This is a genomic window from Streptococcus sp. oral taxon 431, assembly GCF_023115445.1.
In the GTDB taxonomy this organism is placed as follows: Bacteria; Bacillota; Bacilli; order Lactobacillales; family Streptococcaceae; genus Streptococcus.
Map to the genome: position 1 here is coordinate 293,270 of NZ_JALDUI010000001.1, position 18,868 is coordinate 312,137.

The 18,868-nt window shown below is 39.5% G+C and carries 14 protein-coding genes and 1 pseudogene; 3 read left to right on the forward strand and 12 right to left on the reverse strand.

What is annotated here, in order from left to right; genetic code table 11:
* From M1R56_RS01470 to M1R56_RS01490, 5 genes and pseudogenes are all read right to left on the reverse strand, one after another.
* Window positions 1-603, reverse strand: coding sequence for an L-threonylcarbamoyladenylate synthase (locus tag M1R56_RS01470; protein ID WP_248034341.1), 603 nt, complete (start codon window positions 601-603; stop codon window positions 1-3).
* Entirely contained in the window at window positions 587-1,423 is an 837-nt protein-coding gene (gene prmC / locus M1R56_RS01475; RefSeq protein WP_248034342.1) for a peptide chain release factor N(5)-glutamine methyltransferase, read from the reverse strand. Before prmC ends, M1R56_RS01470 begins: the two co-directional genes overlap by 17 nt.
* A complete protein-coding gene (gene prfA, locus M1R56_RS01480) occupies window positions 1,423-2,502 on the reverse strand; it encodes a peptide chain release factor 1 (RefSeq protein WP_001028815.1) in 1,080 nt (359 codons plus the stop codon). Before prfA ends, prmC begins: the two co-directional genes overlap by 1 nt.
* A gap of 9 nt (window positions 2,503-2,511) precedes the next feature.
* Window positions 2,512-2,991, reverse strand: a complete 480-nt coding sequence (locus M1R56_RS01485; protein WP_248034392.1) for a GNAT family N-acetyltransferase — start codon at window positions 2,989-2,991, stop codon at window positions 2,512-2,514.
* A 15-nt stretch (window positions 2,992-3,006) separates the two neighbouring features.
* A pseudogene (locus M1R56_RS01490) lies at window positions 3,007-3,579 on the reverse strand (thymidine kinase); the annotation flags it as partial.
* A gap of 122 nt (window positions 3,580-3,701) precedes the next feature.
* Between M1R56_RS01490 and M1R56_RS01495 the strand changes: the two are divergent.
* Entirely contained in the window at window positions 3,702-3,884 is a 183-nt protein-coding gene (locus M1R56_RS01495) for a 4-oxalocrotonate tautomerase (RefSeq protein ID WP_001117401.1), read from the forward strand.
* A 122-nt stretch (window positions 3,885-4,006) separates the two neighbouring features.
* Window positions 4,007-5,380 carry a tRNA uridine-5-carboxymethylaminomethyl(34) synthesis GTPase MnmE gene (mnmE, locus tag M1R56_RS01500; RefSeq protein ID WP_248034343.1) on the forward strand — a complete coding sequence of 458 codons (1,374 nt, stop codon included), beginning with the start codon at window positions 4,007-4,009 and terminating at the stop codon, window positions 5,378-5,380.
* A 272-nt stretch (window positions 5,381-5,652) separates the two neighbouring features.
* On the opposite strand, the gene M1R56_RS01505 is transcribed toward mnmE, so the two are convergent.
* Both M1R56_RS01505 and hemH read right to left on the reverse strand, forming a co-directional pair.
* The gene (locus M1R56_RS01505) at window positions 5,653-6,819 is read right to left on the reverse strand and encodes an IS110 family transposase (protein WP_248034344.1); all 1,167 of its coding nucleotides are present in this window, start codon (window positions 6,817-6,819) and stop codon (window positions 5,653-5,655) included.
* A 477-nt stretch (window positions 6,820-7,296) separates the two neighbouring features.
* The gene (gene hemH / locus M1R56_RS01510) at window positions 7,297-8,391 is read right to left on the reverse strand and encodes a ferrochelatase (protein WP_248034345.1); all 1,095 of its coding nucleotides are present in this window, start codon (window positions 8,389-8,391) and stop codon (window positions 7,297-7,299) included.
* A gap of 153 nt (window positions 8,392-8,544) precedes the next feature.
* On the opposite strand from hemH, the gene pepT reads away from it, so the two are divergent.
* Entirely contained in the window at window positions 8,545-9,768 is a 1,224-nt protein-coding gene (gene pepT, locus M1R56_RS01515) for a peptidase T (protein ID WP_248034346.1), read from the forward strand.
* Between the two features lie 76 nt (window positions 9,769-9,844).
* Here pepT and M1R56_RS01520 read toward each other — a convergent pair whose 3' ends face one another.
* From M1R56_RS01520 to lacG, 5 genes are all read right to left on the reverse strand, one after another.
* A complete protein-coding gene (locus M1R56_RS01520) occupies window positions 9,845-12,847 on the reverse strand; it encodes a pneumococcal-type histidine triad protein (protein ID WP_248034347.1) in 3,003 nt (1,000 codons plus the stop codon).
* 7 nt (window positions 12,848-12,854) lie between these two features.
* Complete coding sequence (locus M1R56_RS01525) at window positions 12,855-13,784, reverse strand: metal ABC transporter substrate-binding protein (protein WP_248034348.1); 930 nt, start codon at window positions 13,782-13,784, stop codon at window positions 12,855-12,857.
* Between the two features lie 153 nt (window positions 13,785-13,937).
* Window positions 13,938-16,493, reverse strand: a complete 2,556-nt coding sequence (locus M1R56_RS01530) for a pneumococcal-type histidine triad protein (protein ID WP_248034349.1) — start codon at window positions 16,491-16,493, stop codon at window positions 13,938-13,940.
* A 307-nt stretch (window positions 16,494-16,800) separates the two neighbouring features.
* Entirely contained in the window at window positions 16,801-17,055 is a 255-nt protein-coding gene (locus tag M1R56_RS01535) for a DUF3884 family protein (protein WP_075231579.1), read from the reverse strand.
* Between the two features lie 42 nt (window positions 17,056-17,097).
* Window positions 17,098-18,504: a 6-phospho-beta-galactosidase gene (lacG, locus tag M1R56_RS01540; protein ID WP_075231580.1), complete on the reverse strand. Its 1,407-nt coding sequence runs from the start codon at window positions 18,502-18,504 to the stop codon at window positions 17,098-17,100.
* Window positions 18,505-18,868: the final 364 nt, after the last annotated feature.

Genomic DNA, 18,868 nt, shown 5'->3' on the forward strand with positions numbered 1-18,868 from the left:
TCATACCTCCTCAAAAGGAATTGTTGGTATCTTGGCAAGGATATCTTCTCGAGTAATCGCTCCTTGGCGTAGAATCTTCACCTTATCGCCAGATAGGTCTAAAATAGTCGAATCCTGACCTGTTAAAAATGCATCGTCTTCAAGTCCCACGACCTCTTGCTCAAAATCATGAAGGATCTTGTGAAAATCTACTCCACTTGATTGACCTGAGATATTGGCAGAAGGTCCGATTAAGGGGCCAAATTCACGAATCAATTCCAGAGTTAAAGGATGACTCGGCATGCGAAATCCAACTGTCGTCAAATTTGAATTGACCCAGTAAGGAACCTTGTCATTAGCTTCTAAGATAATGGTCAAAGGGCCTGGCAAAAAACTTTCAACCAATTGTTGTAAATAAGTTGGCTGATTCCTAGAAAAGTTCAAGATATCGTCTAAACTAGCAACATTGAGATTGAGAGCCTTATCTCTTGGACGACATTTAAGCTGATAAACATGGTCAACAGCCTTTTCATCCAATGCTTTTGCAAAAAGTCCATAAACTGTCTCCGTTGGCAAAACAACAGCTCCACCATTTTCAAGCTCGTGTTTAATTTTCTCCATCATCAATGACAACCATCCTATCTTGGCCAAATTGGTCTTTCAGAGTTCGAACTCGCTTCTCGGGAAAATTTTCCTTGAAAAGAGCTGGAACGCTTTGTCCTTGTTTGTAGCCAATTTCAAGATAAATCTTACCACCATCTTTTAGATAGTCTTTAGCTTCCTCCGCGATTCTGCGATAGATCGCTAGACCATCCTCATCTGCAAAGAGGGCTAAATGTGGCTCTGAATGGAGAACATTCAAACCAACTTCTGCCTCATCTACTTGAGATATATAAGGTGGATTGGATACAATTATATCATATTTTGAAGAAATTTCGGAGAAACAGTTAGATTTAATAAAGAATAATGTTAGACCTAGATTATCAGCGTTTTCCATCGCCAAATCCAAAGCATCCTGAGAAATATCGGCAGCTGTGATTGTCCAATCTGGTCTATTTTTAGCTAAAGCAAGAGCGATAGCTCCACTCCCAGTTCCAATATCCAGAACTTTGAGATTTTCCTCTGGATTCTCAGCTAGGATGAGCTCCACCAACTCTTCTGTCTCTGGACGGGGAATCAAGACCCGCTCATCAACCTTTAACTGCATCCCAAAAAATTCTGCATGACCGATAATGTACTGGGCAGGTATATGATTTGCCAGTTTCGTGTAAATTTCCTCTACAAACTCTTTTTCTTCCTCTGTAACTTCTTGCTGAAGGGCAAAGACGAAGTCAGTAAAAGATAGATTTTTCAGGCTACGATAGACAAAGGAGAGGCTTTCTGCTTCCTCTCCCTGTGCTATCAACTTTTCCTCAAAATCCTTAAAAATTTGAGCTAATTTCATTATTTGTTTAATTCTTCCAATTTTTGAGTTTGGTCGTAAAGAACCAAGGCGTCCACAACTTCATCTAGTTTACCAGACAAAATAGTATCTAGTTTTTGAAGAGTCAAGCCAATACGGTGATCAGTGACACGGTTTTGTGGGAAGTTATAGGTACGAATACGTTCTGAACGGTCACCAGTACCGATAGTAGACTTACGCTCTGCGTCTTGCTCGTCTTGAGCAATTTGAGCAAAGTGGTCAGCAACACGCGCACGAATAATCTTCATGGCCTTCTCACGGTTTTTCTGCTGAGTACGTTCTTCCTGCATTTCAACCTTGATATTGGTTGGTAAGTGAACGATACGAACAGCAGTCGCAACCTTGTTGACGTTCTGTCCACCAGCACCAGAAGCGTGGTAGATATCCACACGAAGGTCTTTTGGATCAATATCGTATTCTACTTCTTCGACTTCAGGCATGACAAGAACAGTTGCAGTCGATGTATGAACACGACCCTGACTTTCTGTCACAGGGACACGTTGCACACGGTGGGCACCAGACTCATACTTGAGTTTAGAGTAAACTGACTGACCAGAAACCATGGCAACCACTTCTTTAAAACCACCAACACCGTTCATTGAAGCTTCCATAACTTCAAAACGCCAGCCCTGGGCTTCAGCATACTTTTGGTACATGGTTAGCAAATCACCAGCAAAAAGTGCTGCTTCATCACCACCTGCAGCTCCACGTATTTCAAGGATGATATTCTTGTCATCGTTTGGATCTTTAGGAAGGAGCAAGATCTTCAGTTTTTCCTCGTACTCTTCTTTTTCAGCCTTAGCATCTTTCAATTCTTGCTTAGCCATTTCTTCCAAGTCCGCATCTCCGCCTGATTCCTTAATCATCTCTTCGGCGTCGACAATGTTTTGAAGGACTTGTTTGTATTCGCGGTAGGCAGTTACAGTATCACGAGTAGAAGCTTCCTCTTTTGAAAGCTCCATGAAACGCTTGGTGTCTGAAACTACATCAGGGTCACTGAGCAATTCTCCCAACTCTTCATAACGGTCTTCTACAGCTTGTAGTTGATCATAGATGTTCATTTCTTCTCCTTATTTCTCAATTGTTAAATCGTATATGGCTACTACTTCGTTCTCAAATATTTCCCCAGTTTCTTTAAATCCATAACTGAGGTAACAAGATCTTGCATGTTCATTTTCTGGTTCATAAGACAACCAAAGTTTATTGGATAAACCCGCTGGCGCTGTCCGAACATAGTCTAGCACTTTATCCATAATTGGTTTAAAATATCCTTGATCTTGAAAATACTTATCAATCATGAAACGAAATAGTAAATAATTTCCATTACTAATTCCGATTTTTTTATCATATGCTAACATCACAAAACCTATGATTGCATCATTATCGTAAACTGCCAATGGAGCTACAAAATCTCCATTTTTTGTGTAGACATATGCTTCAGCTAAACTAATTGCGTTGGTAGCAATAAATTGTTTTTGATATTCCTTAACATCCAAATTCAGAACATCAAAATAATTTTTTATTGTAACATCTCTTAGTTCAATTGTCATAGTCTTGTTCCTTTTAGATGTTATCAGTGGTGCAAAATAATGTTTACGGCAAACCGAGATATAGGTTTCATTGCCACCTATCTGAATCTGATCACCATCATAGACTGGCAGACCATTCTGCGTACGCAAGACCATGGTCGCTTTTTTCTTGCAATACTGACAAATGGTCTTGATTTCGTCAATCTTATCTGCTAAGAGCAGAAGATATTTTGAACCTTCGAATAGTTCATTACGAAAGTCATTTTTTAAACCAAATGCCATAACAGGTATGTCTAACTCATCCACAACACGAGCTAGATCGTAAACATGGTGACGCTTTAAAAACTGGGCTTCATCGACAAGTACACAGTAAGGCTTTTCAGGTAAATCTCGGATAAATCCAAAGATATCCGTTGTTTCCTCAATAGCAACTGCTGGTCTTTTCATCCCAATTCGACTTGAAACATAGCCAACACCGTCACGCGTATCCAGAGCCGAAGTCATAATCACAACTCCCTTTCCTTGCTCCTCATAGTTATAGGCTACTTTGAGAATCTCAATCGTTTTTCCTGAGTTCATGGTCCCATAACGATAATACAACTGTGCCATGCTTCTATTTCACGTCCATTTCTAAATTTTTGCTACATTCTAGTATACCATATTTTCTCAAAGCTTTAAACGACAAATTGTGGTAAAATAGAAGAAATCAAGAACTAGTGGAGGACCCAATTATGCCATTTGTACGCATCGATTTATTTGAAGGACGCACGTTAGAGCAAAAGAAAGCCCTAGCCAAGGAAGTTACGGAAGCTGTTGTTCGCAACACTGGTGCACCTCAATCTGCTGTTCATGTCATTATCAACGATATGCCTGAAGGAACCTATTTCCCACAAGGTGAAATGCGCACTAAGTAAAGCTTAAGCAATCTGCTTAGGCTTTTCTTTATAAGTAACATTCATTGAAGAAAATACTAAAATTTGTTACAATTTGAAGAGATATTAGTCTATACAAACAAATAAACTATAAAGGAATTGAAATGATTACACGGGAATTTGATACCATTGCAGCTATCTCGACACCGCTTGGTGAAGGTGCTATTGGGATAGTCCGCCTAAGCGGAACGGATAGTTTTGCCATTGCGCAGAAAATCTTTAAAGGCAAGGACTTGAGCAAGGTTGCTAGCCACACTCTTAACTACGGCCACATTGTTGATCCTCAAACTGGTAAGGTCATGGACGAGGTTATGGTTGGGGCTATGAAGTCTCCAAAGACCTTCACTCGTGAAGACATTATCGAGATTAATACCCATGGTGGGATCGCCGTAACTAATGAAATCCTACAATTGGCTATCCGTGAAGGTGCACGTATGGCAGAGCCTGGAGAGTTTACTAAACGTGCCTTCCTCAACGGTCGTGTGGACTTGACTCAGGCTGAAGCTGTTATGGATATCATCCGCGCCAAGACTGATAAGGCTATGAATATAGCGGTCAAACAATTAGACGGTTCTCTATCTGACTTGATTAACAATACTCGTCAGGAAATCCTCAATACACTAGCACAAGTAGAGGTTAATATCGACTATCCTGAGTATGACGATGTTGAAGAAGCCACTACTGCTGTTGTCCGTGAAAAAACTATGGAGTTTGAACAACTCTTAACCAATCTCTTAAAAACGGCACGTCGTGGGAAGATCCTTCGTGAAGGGATTTCAACGGCTATCATTGGTCGTCCCAACGTTGGGAAGTCTAGCCTTCTCAATAACCTCCTGCGCGAAGATAAAGCCATTGTAACGGATATTGCAGGGACTACTCGAGACGTCATTGAAGAATACGTCAATATCAACGGTGTTCCACTGAAGTTGATTGATACTGCTGGTATCCGAGAAACGGATGATGTCGTGGAACAGATCGGGGTTGAACGCTCCAAAAAAGCCCTCAAGGAAGCTGACTTAGTTCTACTTGTCCTAAATGCTAGTGAACCTCTGACTACTCAAGACCGACAACTTCTTGAAATTAGTCAAGATACTAATCGAATCATTCTTCTCAACAAAACTGACTTGCCAGAAGCTATTGAAACAAAGGAACTTCCTGAAGATATCATCCGCATTTCGGTTCTCAAAAATCAAAACATTGATAAGATTGAAGATCGAATCAATAATCTATTCTTTGAAAATGCTGGACTTGTTGAGCAAGATGCTACTTACTTGTCTAATGCTCGCCACATTTCTTTGATTGAGAAGGCACTTGAAAGCTTACAAGCTGTTAACGAAGGTCTTGAATTGGGCATGCCAGTCGACCTGCTTCAGGTTGATTTGACCCGTACTTGGGAAATTCTTGGAGAAATTACTGGTGATGCTGCTCCAGATGAGCTTATCACAAAATTATTTAGCCAATTCTGTTTAGGTAAATAACATAAAAACTAGGTCAAAAAATACTAGTCACCTAAAAAGAGGTTGGGACAAAAAGATCCCGACCTCACTTTTTATTATCAATCATGATTTGACGCGGTAGCTGATTGAACTTTTTGTTCGTCTTTTAGACTCCAAAAAGCTCCTAATCATCCTCGCGGGGCTGGGACGACGAAATCGAATTCTAACGAATTACCGATTTCTTATACGAAAACTCAAAAGAGCGCAAAAAGACTCCCCTTGTGATATAATGAAGGTGAAAAAATTGTATTAGGCTACTGGCTCGTCTCTAGTAGCCTTTTTTGTAGCACAAACTCCTGATAAGTGAGATTTTCTTTCAAAAGGATATAAGCTATTTTAAGAAGTTGATGTGCGAGTGCAATAGTTGCTTTTTGCGGTCCTCTCCTACTTTGAATTTGGTAATAACGCTCTGCTAGTGGACTTCCTTTTTGTCTTTTTGCCGCAAAAACTGCTTGACAGAGACACCTTTTTAAATAGGAATTGCCATGTCTGATTTTTGTGCTCCTCTTTTTACCGGCACTTTCATTATTTCCAGGACACAAACCAGCCCAGGAAGCGAGATGTCCAGCTGTTGGAAACTGGCTCATGTCTACCCCAATTTCCGCTATGATCACAGAGGCTGTAATAAGATCCATACCAGGAATAGAATCTAGGATTTCCACTGGTCTCTCATAGAGATTTAGATAGCCGTTTATACGCTCTTCCAAACAATCGATTTGTTTTTGATAAAAATCGTAAATCTCTAAGGACTGACCTAACATAAAACGATGATGAGCCGAAAAGTACCCATCAAGTGCCTCAAGGAGTTGGGGAACTTTTCTTTTCAAACTGGTATAAACAGATTGATGGATCATTCTTGGGGTAAGGGGCGTCTCATCAATAAGCAGCTGCAGTAAGTTTCGACCAGAAGCACCCATGATATCTTCTATGTAGGTTGTCAGCTTAATACCTCCTGATTGGAGGATTTTATGGATCCGATTGGTCTCACGATTACGGCTCTCTACATAGTGTTTCCGTTGTCGTGTTAGCTCTCTCAATTCTTGAATGGTTTCATCAGGAACGAAACTGCGAGGGAGCAGGCCGATTCGTGTTAATTGGGCAATCCAGTGAGCATCTTTCTTATCTGTTTTTTGACCTGGAATAGCTTTCATATGAGCAGGCTGTGCTAGGATGAGTTCAAAGTCATCACAGAGTTCATGCCAGACAGGTCTCCAGTAAACTCCTGTGCTTTCCATGCCGACGGCTTCTACATGAAATTGAGTGAGAAAATCATGATAGGCTTTTAATCCTTTTGTCGTTGTATCAAACTGAGCCATTTCACGCTTTGGACGAGTAGAAGTGAGCGGCCCATGTAGAATACAAACCACAACAGTAGCTTGATGGACATCAATACCTGCACAAGATTGATAGAGAACATCCATTGTGATTCCCTCCATTTATAAAGTCAGAGAGCTTGTCTACCGATAACGTTGTCGTATTTTTATACTCATGCTCAAGGCGATATTTTGGGGTACTCGTCGGTAGAGTGGATTAGTTTGTCCCGCGAAAGTGATATTCAAGAAATTATCAACCACAAAGCCCTCACTTAGATTATACTTCTAAATGAGGGCTCTTGTCTTTATTTTCGTGTTTCTGTGGGTGACGGCTATGTCGTCATGGCTGTCTGTCCCACCGCCTTTTCTTTCACCTTCTAAGTTATATCCTGCCTTAGCAGAAATCTGAAACAAACCTTATACTCAATGAAAATTAAAAAGCAAACTAGCTGCAGGTTGCTCAAAGCACTGCTTTGAGGTTGTAGATAGAACTGACGAAGTCAGTAACATATATACGGCAAGGCGACGTTGACGCAGTTTGAATTTGATTTTCGAAGAGTATTACCAGTTCTTTTCTATTTTCACTTAGTCTTTAGGTAATTTGCCAGCTTTTTCAAGCATTTTTTTGATTAAATAAGGCATCTTGACATTTTCACGACCTTTTTTCTCTATTAATTTTTTAACAAATTCTGGCATTTGTAAGTCTTGTGATTCATCTAAAATATTCTTAGTTTCATCCGAAGGGACTAATTCATCAAAGGTCTCTTCTTCTGGGAGGAATTCTCTAAATTCTTTATGTTCGTTAGCTCGGACAATATTGACCAAGGCATCAATCAAACGAGAATCTGTATTTGGCATTGGTGGCCGATGGTAGTTCACCTCCAATTCCTGACACAAGTCATAACATTCCACATCGTTGTCAAACAAGACTTCAATGTGCTCACTAATAAAACTAATGGGTACAAAAATATAATGCTCTGGATGTTCTTTCTGCTCTCTAAGATATTCCAGGACATCTGGTTTAATCCAAGGAATACCAATATCACTTTCGCTCTGCCAAGTGTTGGTATATTGCTCTGGTTTCAAGCCTAATTTTTCAGCAATTAACTTGCTATTTTCGAAAATCTGGTCGATATAGGGATCACCAAAATCTAAGGCAAAAATGGGCACACTGTGGGCAGAAAAGATGACTTTAAAGCTATCCTGTTTCACCTTTTCTTTTAAAATCCTAGCAATTTCATCTGTCCAATAGTTTAAGAGGGCTTCTTCTTGATACCAGTCCTTAATAACTAAAAACTGAATTTGTTTGCTTTCCAGAAACTTTTCGTACCCCATGACAGAGTAAAAGGAATAGTGTGGTTCCAAAATCAAGCAAATACACTTTTCAATTCCATCTGCTTCCATTTGCCGAATCACATCTGGAATAAAAGGGGTTGAAAATTTATTGGCAAAATAGACACTATATTCATTTCCCAATCTAGCATCTACTAAGGCAACTTCTTCACGGGTAATTTTTTGTAGTGGAGTTCCTCCAATTCGAACATAATTATCATAAAGTGTTTGAATCTCGTGATCTTGAGGTCGAACTCCACGACGAATGTTGGTAAAAAAATCGGCTACTCCTTCAAAGGTAATCTCTTCTGGGGAACCAAATGTCATCATTAAAATCGCTTTTTTCATATTTGCATCCTTGTGATATTTTTATCTTTTTTATTGTATCACTAAAACAGCCATAAGTAAACGCTAACATAAGAATGTTACCTCCCTTCTGACTTTTGTTTTTCTCTTCTTTCTATGATACAATGGTTTTAAAAGAAGGAAAAAGGAGTTACGATGAAATATCCAACATTGTTGGAGCGTTTTTTGACTTATGTCAAAGTCAATACTCGTTCTGACGAACATTCAACCACTACACCAAGTACCCAAAGTCAAGTAGACTTCGCAACCAATGTCCTCATCCCTGAGATGAAACGTGTCGGTTTGCAAAATGTCTACTATCTACCAAACGGTTTTGCTATCGGAACCTTACCAGCCAACGACCCAAGTTTGACTCGTAAGATTGGTTTTATCTCCCACATGGATACAGCTGATTTTAATGCTGAAGGTGTTAACCCGCAAGTTATTGAAAACTACGACGGTGGTGTTATAGAGCTTGGGAATTCTGGTTTCAAACTTGATCCAGCAGATTTTAAGAGCTTAGAGAAATACCATGGCCAAACTTTAATTACTACAGATGGAACTACTCTTCTCGGCGCTGATGACAAATCTGGTATCGCTGAAATCATGACAGCTATCGAATACTTGAACGCTCATCCTGAAATAAAGCACTGTGAAATCCGTGTCGGCTTTGGTCCCGATGAAGAAATCGGCGTTGGTGCCAACAAATTTGATGCAGAGGACTTCAATGTTGACTTTGCTTATACAGTTGACGGCGGACCTCTTGGAGAATTGCAGTATGAAACCTTCTCTGCTGCAGGAGCTGAACTTCACTTCCAAGGCCGTAATGTTCACCCAGGAACAGCTAAAGGACAAATGGTCAATGCTCTCCAGTTAGCCATCAACTTCCACAATCAACTTCCAGCTGGTGACCGACCTGAGTTGACTGAGGGTTACCAAGGTTTCTTCCATCTCATGGATATAACTGGTACTGTTGAGGAAGCGCGTGCTAGCTACATCATTCGCGACTTTGAAAAAGAAAGCTTCGAAGCGCGTAAAGCTGCCATGCAAGCTATTGCTGATAAGATGAACCAAGAACTTGGTAGCGATCGTGTAACCTTGACTTTGACAGACCAATATTACAACATGAAGGAAGTCATTGAAAAGGATATGACTCCAATCACCATCGCTAAATCAGTAATGGAAAGTCTTGATATTACTCCAATTATTGAGCCTATCCGTGGTGGAACAGATGGGTCTAAGATTTCCTTTATGGGAATTCCTACGCCAAATATCTTCGCCGGTGGTGAAAATATGCACGGTCGTTTTGAATATGTTAGTCTTCAAACCATGGAGCGTGCAGTTGATACTATCATTGGAATTGTAGCTTATAAAGACTAAAGAGATCGGGAAAAAATTCCCGACCTCTTTTTTTATCAGCATCTACTTTTGACACGGTAGTTGACTGAACTTTTTGTTATTCTGCTACTTTTTCTCTTGTTTCTGAAGATGTAGTTGCAGGAGTTAAGGTTGACTCAGCTTGTTTATCGTTTGTTTCTTTATTGGCTGTTTCGGTGTTAACTTCAGCTGGCTTGACTTTAGATTGAAATTCCTGGTTTAATGAGACAATTTCTTGAGCAAGAGCTAGAAGAGCTTGCTTGTCTTTGCTTGCAGCTGACAATTTATCAAACAAGGCATCTACTTTTTCAAAGTCAGCATCAGAACCATTATTCATTTCTAAATAAGTATGAAGGGCAATAACTCCGTTGTATAGTTTTTGATAAAGAACTAAAACCTCTGGGTCTTGGTTGGCATTCTCACGTTCAGTCTGAATGGTTTGTGAAATTCGTTTTAGAAGATCTTGAACTTGTGTGTTTAGTTCATCAAGGTCTGCATCGTCTTTTTCTAGAGCAGCTTTCAGATTTTTCACTTCGTCAGCAAGGGAAGCTTTGACTCCCTCTTCTTTGACTTGAGCCACTAACTCTTCAGCTTTCGTTAAGAGTTCTACTACTTGACCTTTTCGAACATGATTACTTTGTTCCTCAGGTTTAATATCATCATACAAACCTTTCAAAAATTCATAGACTGCCGTTTTAGCACTGTGACCATCCACTTTTTCAGTATCTAAAATTGTTTCAGAAGGTTTATGAGCAACAGATTCATTCTTCACTGCTTCTTCTACCTCTAATTTTGTTTGATAGATTTCAGGGAAGAGTTTGTTTAAGTCAGTCGCCTTAAGGAAGGATTGTGACTGATAAAGGGTCCAAGTTAAGTTGGCAACCTTATTTCTAAGAGTATCATTTAAACGACCATCTGACAGATGTTGATAGAAATACTTAATGTACTCGACTGTTGTAACTCCAGTTCGATCATTAAAGTCCTGTAAGGCTTCTAGTTTTGCTTCTACTGCATCTAATCCAGCCTCATCTTGAGCCAATTTATTTTCTTGGAGCTGAGCCAAGAGATCCTTCTTAGGAAGTCCATAAGCATCCGTATCCAAGATATTAATCTTATCTACTAAAGCTTGATATTTCTTATCTAAAGGACTGATTTCTGTTGGTTTTACGCTAGCATCAACATGGATATACTGCTTGTCAAAGAGATCTAAAGCAGCCAGATAACCAGCTGTAGAGTTTGTTGAGAGCTTCTTCATATTTTCAGAGAATTGTCCCAAGGCAAGCTCAATTTGTCTTTGTAAAATTGGTTTATCCTTGTAAACTTCGCGACTTTCTGCTAAAAGTTGATCAATTTTATTCTGAACAGTAGCTTCATCAAAGGCACCTGGTTGGTAGTTGGATTGCAAGGCAGGAATCTTATGTTTTAAAGCCACTTCATAACCTTTAGTCTGTACTTTAATGTAGTGATTATGGTCTCCGTGAGGAATGACGAAGCTGCCATTTTCCACCTGCAAACTATATGGAGAGACACCATCCCGAAGTGCAGTTGTATAGAGTTCGTTTAGGAAATCAAGCTCTGCATCGCCTGTTTGAAGCGGAATACGAACGTGTTCTTTTCGAACTGCATAAGGGTGAATGTGAGTTGGGTCATAAGCCTGGTCTGGATTTCCAAATACAAAGAATCCATTTGAAATTCGGATAGCTTCAAGCGGAACACCATAGGTTTTAGAGATATAAGCTATCTTTTCTTCATCGCTGGCATCTCGAGAGAAACTTTCTACAGTCTTGGCAAGAGGTTTTACAGGCTCTGCCTGATGGTGACCATGTAAATGTTCTTGCGCTGCCTTTATCTGCTCTGCTGACAAATCTTTTTTAAAGAAATAGTGGGCATGATCTCCATGTGAAACCACAAAACCTTGCTCATCCTCACTAATCACTCGCTCAGCTGCAAATCCATGATCATGTTCTTCTCCATCATTATGATGGTCATGATTAGCATCTTCATGGTCATGGTGGTGTTCATGGTCTTCACTTGGTTTGTTTGGATGTTCTACAGGATTTGACGGACTTACAAGACCTGAAAGTGGCATCAAACGTGCAATCTTTTGCTCCAAAGCAGATAGACTACTATAAGGGATGAAATGGTAGTGATTACCGTGTGGAATGGCCACCCCTGATGGAGTACGACTGGTAATTTTAGCCGGGTCAAATACCAAACCATCAGATTCTTTATAGCGGTGACTAACTGGTAAAGCATAAAGCTGTTCTAGAAGTTTTTGAAGATTATTTTCTTCTTGTACTGGATTGCTTGTAGCTGGTTTCTCTACTTGGTGACTTGGTTCAACACTTGGAATCGGTTTGTAGTCTGTTAAACTTTGTTGACTTCCTCTTCCAGCAAGGTAAGCTTGAGCGGCAGCCAATTCACTTGAAGATAGAGCGCTCTTTGGAACGTAGTGATAATGCCCACCGTGAGGAACGATATAGGCATCACCAGTATCTTCTATGATATCTGCAGCATTAAAGACATAACCATCATCCGTTGTATATCGGCCTTGTGCTCGTGCAGCGAGGACTTCCTTAGTTTCATTTCCTCTATCTGATGTGCCTTCCTGTTTCTGACGCTCGATTTGTTCTTTGGTACGGACATTATCAGCATGGCTAGCATCCTTTAGATAGACATAGTATTTGCCGTCCACTTTGATGATATAGCCACCTTTAATCTCATTGACAATATCTTGATCACGCAACTGATAATTCGGATCTTTCATGACCAGTTCTTCGCTAAAGATAGCATCATAAGGCACCTTACCATTATAGTAATGGAAATGGTCGCCGTGGGAAGTCACATAACCTTGATCAGTGATCTTGGTAACAATCTGTTCAGCTTCTATTCCTTCCTTCTTGCTAACTTGATCTGGTGTCAGAGATTCATTCTTCTTAGCTTCAGATCCTTTACCGTCAACATAGGATACACGATTATCATCTTTTTTCTCAGGTGCTTGATGTTGATTCAAAGCATAAACGCAGACACTTAAAGCAAGGACCACTGCAGATCCTGCTAGATATTTTTTATTAATCTTCATAATCTCCTCATTTCAATTCTTCAGCTAAGATAGCCATATTTTCTTCTAAATTTTCCAAGTAGGACTTGTCATTTTGTGGGTCTGCCTCTAAAGGATTGAGGGTTTTAAGACTCACACCTGTTGATTTGACAAGAGTGTCCGCTACCTTAGATGAAGCATTGCTTTCTGTAAAAATCGTTTTAACCTTATAAGTTTTAACAAATTCCTGAATTTCTGTTAGTTGTCTTGGACTTGGTTCTTGTTCAGGAGAGATCCCTGCAATACCAAGTTGATTAAGTCCAAATCGTTTAGCTAAATATGAAAAGGCTGTATGCTGTGTTACAAAAGTTTTCTGAGTCGCTTTTTCAAATTTAGGCTGGAATTTCTTAGTTAATTCTTGAGCTTTTTTGATAAAGGCTTGCGCATTTTTCTGGTAAGTTTCTTTATGCTCACTATCAACCTCTGAAAGTTTGTCAGCGATAATTTGCGCTTCTTCGCCAGCTTTTTCAGGATCTAACCAAGTGTGAGGATCATACAAGGTCTTCTCATCAATCCCATCTCCTGCCTGCATATCTTCTAAGCCAGGCACGCGCTCCAAGGTCATACCTTCAGATGCTTCCAACACCTTTACCTTGGACTTTTGTAGGCTTGGATCCAAACTTCCCGCCCATGACTCTAATGTGTGAGAATGATAAACAAAAACATCGGCATCATAGATGGCAGCAATGTCATTTGCTGAAGGTTCAAAGGAATGGATACCAGAACTAGACTGAATCATCCGAACATCATTTAGATCACCTGAAACCTCTTTGACCATAGCATAGACAGGATAAAAACTGGTCACAATCTTCATCCCCTTAGTTTCATCACTCTTGTCTTGACTGGTCTTTTGTCCACAAGCTCCTAAGACAAGAACAAAGAAGGCAAGCATGAGCCATAGGATAGTTCTTTTTTTCATAACAACTCCTTAACTAGTATTTAACCATTTAATTAACTAGTAAATAGTTTATCTTTATTTAGAAAATATGTCAAGAATTTTTACACAATTTCATAAAAAAGAGAACAGAATCCATATTCTGCTCCCTTTTTATCTTCTATAATAGTTGTATAATTACTTACTCTCCTTTAGCAAAACTAATAGCTTTTCAGATTCTGCCATAATAGTATTGTTGTCCTGAGAACCAAATGACAGGTTATTTTTTAATCCTATGAGAGTTTCGTTGGCATTGGACTTGAGAATTGGATCCTGAATCTTTTTAAGTAACTCTTCCGCCTCTCTCAGTTTTTCTTCTACCTTTTCAGTCTCAACCTGAGGTTCCTCTGGTTCCGATGGTGATTCTTCTTCTGATTCCTCTGGTTCTTTTGGTTTTGGAGATTCTGCTTTCTCATTTTTCGGTTTTTCTTCGCGAGGTTTTTCCTCCTCAATTTTTTCTGTCTGAGGTTTCTCCTCTGTTGGTTTCTCTGTTTGATTGTTAGCAGTTTGACTATTCTGGTTTCTGTGAACATGGTCGCTCGCATTGCCCCAACCACTATCTGAATGCGGACGTTCGTTTGGATGTTCGACATAATACTTCACAGTTTCAAATAGCTCTTCTAAAGTATACCCCTTAGGTGCCTCATAAAGTCCTTCGTCAAACCACTCAAATTTGATGTTATGGTAATGGTCGTAATGAGGTATAATTAAGCTACCATTTTTAACTTCAACAGTATGTTGTAGATTGTAAGGAATATGATCAAGTGGAACCTTCTTAGCTGCTTTTACTCGATTGTAAATCGCTTCTGCTCCCTTAGCTTCAGTATTTCCTGAACTTTGATGATTTGTTGAAGGAGGTGTCAAACCTTTCTCTTTAGCATAAGCTTGACCTGCTGCTCTTTCAGCTTCAGACAAACTATCTTTCTTAATCCAATGACTGTGGCTCATATGCGGAGTTACATAGGCATCCCCCTCATCACTGGTGATATCACGGGGATCAAAGATATAGCCGTCTTCTGTTGTATACTTGCCTGCCAACTTGGCTACTTGAATCTCATTATCTGTGTAAGTTATTTGTGCATTTGGTTTTCCTAAACGTTCTGGATGACGAATCGGCGCTAGAAAAGCAAGGATATCATCAACTAACTTGACTTTATCACTTGACTCATCGTTGAGACGTTCCAATAGTCTATCCAAAGCGTCAAAATCAGCTTGGCGCCCTTTATTGGAAATCAAATCTTGATGAACTGCTGCTAGTAAATCATAAACTTTGTTGTAAAATTTTTGATCACCAGATACAAGATTGGTTTTCTTAGCTCCTAACTCATGAGACAAACTTTCTTGTTGAGCAAGTTTATCATCAATGGCTGCAACAGTTTCTGCTGAAAGTTCCTTGGCAAAAATATAACGCAAAATTCCATTCTCTTCGAAGACATAACCATCAACCACCTTTCGAATCGCCTGTTTTACCAATTTTCCATCAATTGGATTGCTTGGAGCTGGTTGAGGATTTGGTACAGGTTGTGGACTTGGTATTGGGGTAAGCTCTGGAGTCGGAATTGGTTTTAATTCTTTACCACCTGCAGTAGTATGATTTCCTTGATAATTTTCAGAAATCATTCTCGCAATCTTCTGCTCTAAATCAGACATTTGAGAATAAGGGATAAAGTGGTAATGATCTCCATGAGGTACCGCTACCCCATTCGTAGTTTTTCTTGTAATTTGCGCTGGATCAAAGACAAGCCCATCTGATTCCACATGTCGTTGGCTGAGTGGCAAGGCATAAAGTTGTTTCAAAAGACTAGATACGTCTTCACTTGGACTTGCTTGATAACTATTATCCACTTGTGGGCTAGCACTTGGAGCCCATCTTCTAATATTTGTCTCAACATTACTATGATTTGTTTGTCCATATGAACTACTATTCGATGCCTCTGATGAGCTGCTAGAAGAATTTGTTGACGGACGATACCCAACTGAGCTTGTTTGGCCACCTTTACCAGATAGGAATGCTTGGGCCGCAGCTAATTCACTGGCAGACAAATCACTCTTAGGAATATAATGGAAGTGATTGCCATGTGGAACGATGTAAGCATCGCCAGTATCCTCAATAATATCACTTGCATTAAAAACATAGCCATCATCCGTCGTATAACGTCCCTGAGCCCTTGCTAGGGTAACTTCATTGCTAACTTTTGTTCCACTACCATGTCCGTGTTCTTGCTTCTGACGATTGATCTCATCCTTACTACGAATATTTTTTGCATGGGATGCATCTTTGAGGTATACATAATAGCGACCATCAACCTTTATGACATAGCCACCTTTGACTTCATTGACAATGTCTGAATCCTTCAACTGATAATTCGGATCTTTCATCAGAAGTTCTTCACTAATGATAGCATCATAAGGAACCTTGCCATTAAAGTAATGATAATGGTCTCCATGTGAAGTTACGTAACCTTGATCGGTAATCTTAACGACGATCTGCTCAGCATTGATCCCCTCTCGCTGACTAACCTCATCAGGCGTCAGATTTTCAGTCTTAGCACTAGCCTGATTCCCTTCTATATAAGACACACGATTAGACTCTTTGCTAGTCTGTACTGCTTGGTAACGCCCCAATTCATAACTTGAAAGGCTTAAGGCTAAAAGAGCTACCGAACCAAGAACATATTTTTTATTGATTTTCATCTAAACACACTTCCTATTTCATTTATTCGTTAAATAAAGAACTACACTTTTTCCTAAAGAACTTCCTTAACTGGTTAATTATATAATTGAAAAACGAAAACACTTTTAAAACTCCTCCTATTTTCTATATTTCAAACAAGATTTGAGCGAGTGAGTTACCTCTTTATGTACTTAACCAGTTATTTAACTAGTTAATAGTTTACTCCTATAACATAAATCTGTCAAGAATTTTTTTGTCTTTCAGGTAAAATCTAGATAAAAAAGAGGAATATCTCCTAGTATGAGATAGATTCCTCTTTATAATATTTTAGTGTTGAAACGGCATAAAATCCGAAACAAAGGAAATGTTATCCTTATCTTCTGCGTTGACAAAATTTAAAAATAGCTTTTGAAATTCTTCAAATTCATAGTCTGAATGACAAATCCACTCCTTACCCGTTGAGACATACCATTTTCCAAGACTTGCAAGTTGCTCCTTGGTCAAGGATGGTACATGAGAGCAATGTTCAAAGTTAATAATATAAACTTTTTCATAGATTGATTTGATAAAATCTTTTAGCATAAACTTTCCTCGCTTAAATTCTATACCTAATAACTAGTTGTACTATTCAATCACTTGGGTTTCAGCTAGTTTCTTGTACCAGTGAGCTGATTTCTTCGGATAGCGTTCTTGTGTTTCAAAGTCCACATAGAAGAGGCCATAGCGTTTTTCATAACCATTTGACCAAGAGAAGACGTCCATGAGTGACCAGATGAAGTAGCCTTTGACTACTGCTCCATCAGCAATGGCATCAGACAATACTTCCAAGTGTTGTTTCACATAATCAATACGGCCATCATCGTAAACAGTGTTGTCCACAAATTCATCTTTGTATCCAAGTCCGTTTTCAGTGATGTAGATCTTCTTGTAGTTTGGATAATCCTTTTTCACGCGCATGATTTGGTCGTATAATCCTTGAGGATAGATAATCCAGTCCCAGTCAGTGCGAGGTACATAGTCAGGAGCTACACGACGACCAACACCCTTAATTTGGTACTTAGAGCTTCCTTTTTCCCCTTTACCGTTGTGGATGATCTCAGTTTCACCATCAAAAGCTTCCATCCAATCGCTCATATAGTAGTTAATTCCGAGGAAGTCATTCAAATCTTTAGCTGCTTCAAGCGCTAAAAAGTCTTCGTCACGCAAGTCAAGCTTTCCACCATTGGCAGCCAAGATAGCCTCTACCCCTGCCAGGGTCTTTTCAGAGTAGTGCCCCAGATAAGTTGCATCCAAGATAAATTTGTTATGGATAATGTCCTCCAACTCTGCCGCAATAACATCTGCAGGATTTTTAGGATCCAATGGATACTTAGTTGGAAGGGCGTGAACAACCCCGATTTCACCTTTATAGCCTTTGTCTTTGTACAATTTCACAGCACGAGCATGAGAAACCATCATATTGTGGTGGGATTGGAAGACTTTCGCAAGATCATATTGAATACCTGGTGGGAATTTACCGACCAAGTACTGACCATCACCGATTGGACCAATTTCATTAAAGGTTGTCCAGTAGTTTACTTCTGGGAATTCTTCAAAACAGAATGCCGCATAATCTACAAAGTGTTCGATATTTTCACGATTTAAGAAGTCTCCATTTGAGTGAAGAGCTTCAGGTGTATCAAAGTGATGAAGAGTAACGAACGGTTCTACATGGCGTTTATGACATTCTGCAAATAAGTTATGATAGAATTCTACCCCTTTCGGATTTACTTCACCATAACCAGTTGGGAAAATACGTGACCAAGCAATGGAAATACGGATACCGTTTACCCCATATTCCTCAGCCAACTGCAAATCTACTGGATATTTATGATAGAAGTCACTCGCTGGTTCAGCTGTGTACCAATAGTTATCAGCAAGGTATTTGTCCCAAGCAACAGGACCTTTACCATCTGTATGTGTAGCACCTTCTGCTTGATAAGCTGCTGTTGCGCCACCGAAAATAAAATCTTTAGGAAGTGTTTTTGTCATTTTTTCACCTATTTCTTGATTGGATAAAATGAAAAGTGAGGGGAGAGGAGTTAGTGAGCTATCCATCTCACTTCTTGTACCAAGTCACCGAATTGTGACATGAGGAGGTAAAAACGATATTTTTTTACCGATGAATTAACAAGGCGATTAGGAAATTCGCCATAGCGATTTCCGTGATGATAGGAGACTGTTTTACAGTCCCTAAGGTAATTCGAATTGTGACATGAGGAGGTAAAAACGATATTTTTTTACCGACGAATTAACAAGGCGATTAGGAAATTCGCCACAGCGATTTCCGTGATGATAGGAGACTGTTTTACAGTCCCTAAGGTAATTCGAATTGTGACATGAGGAGGTAAAAACG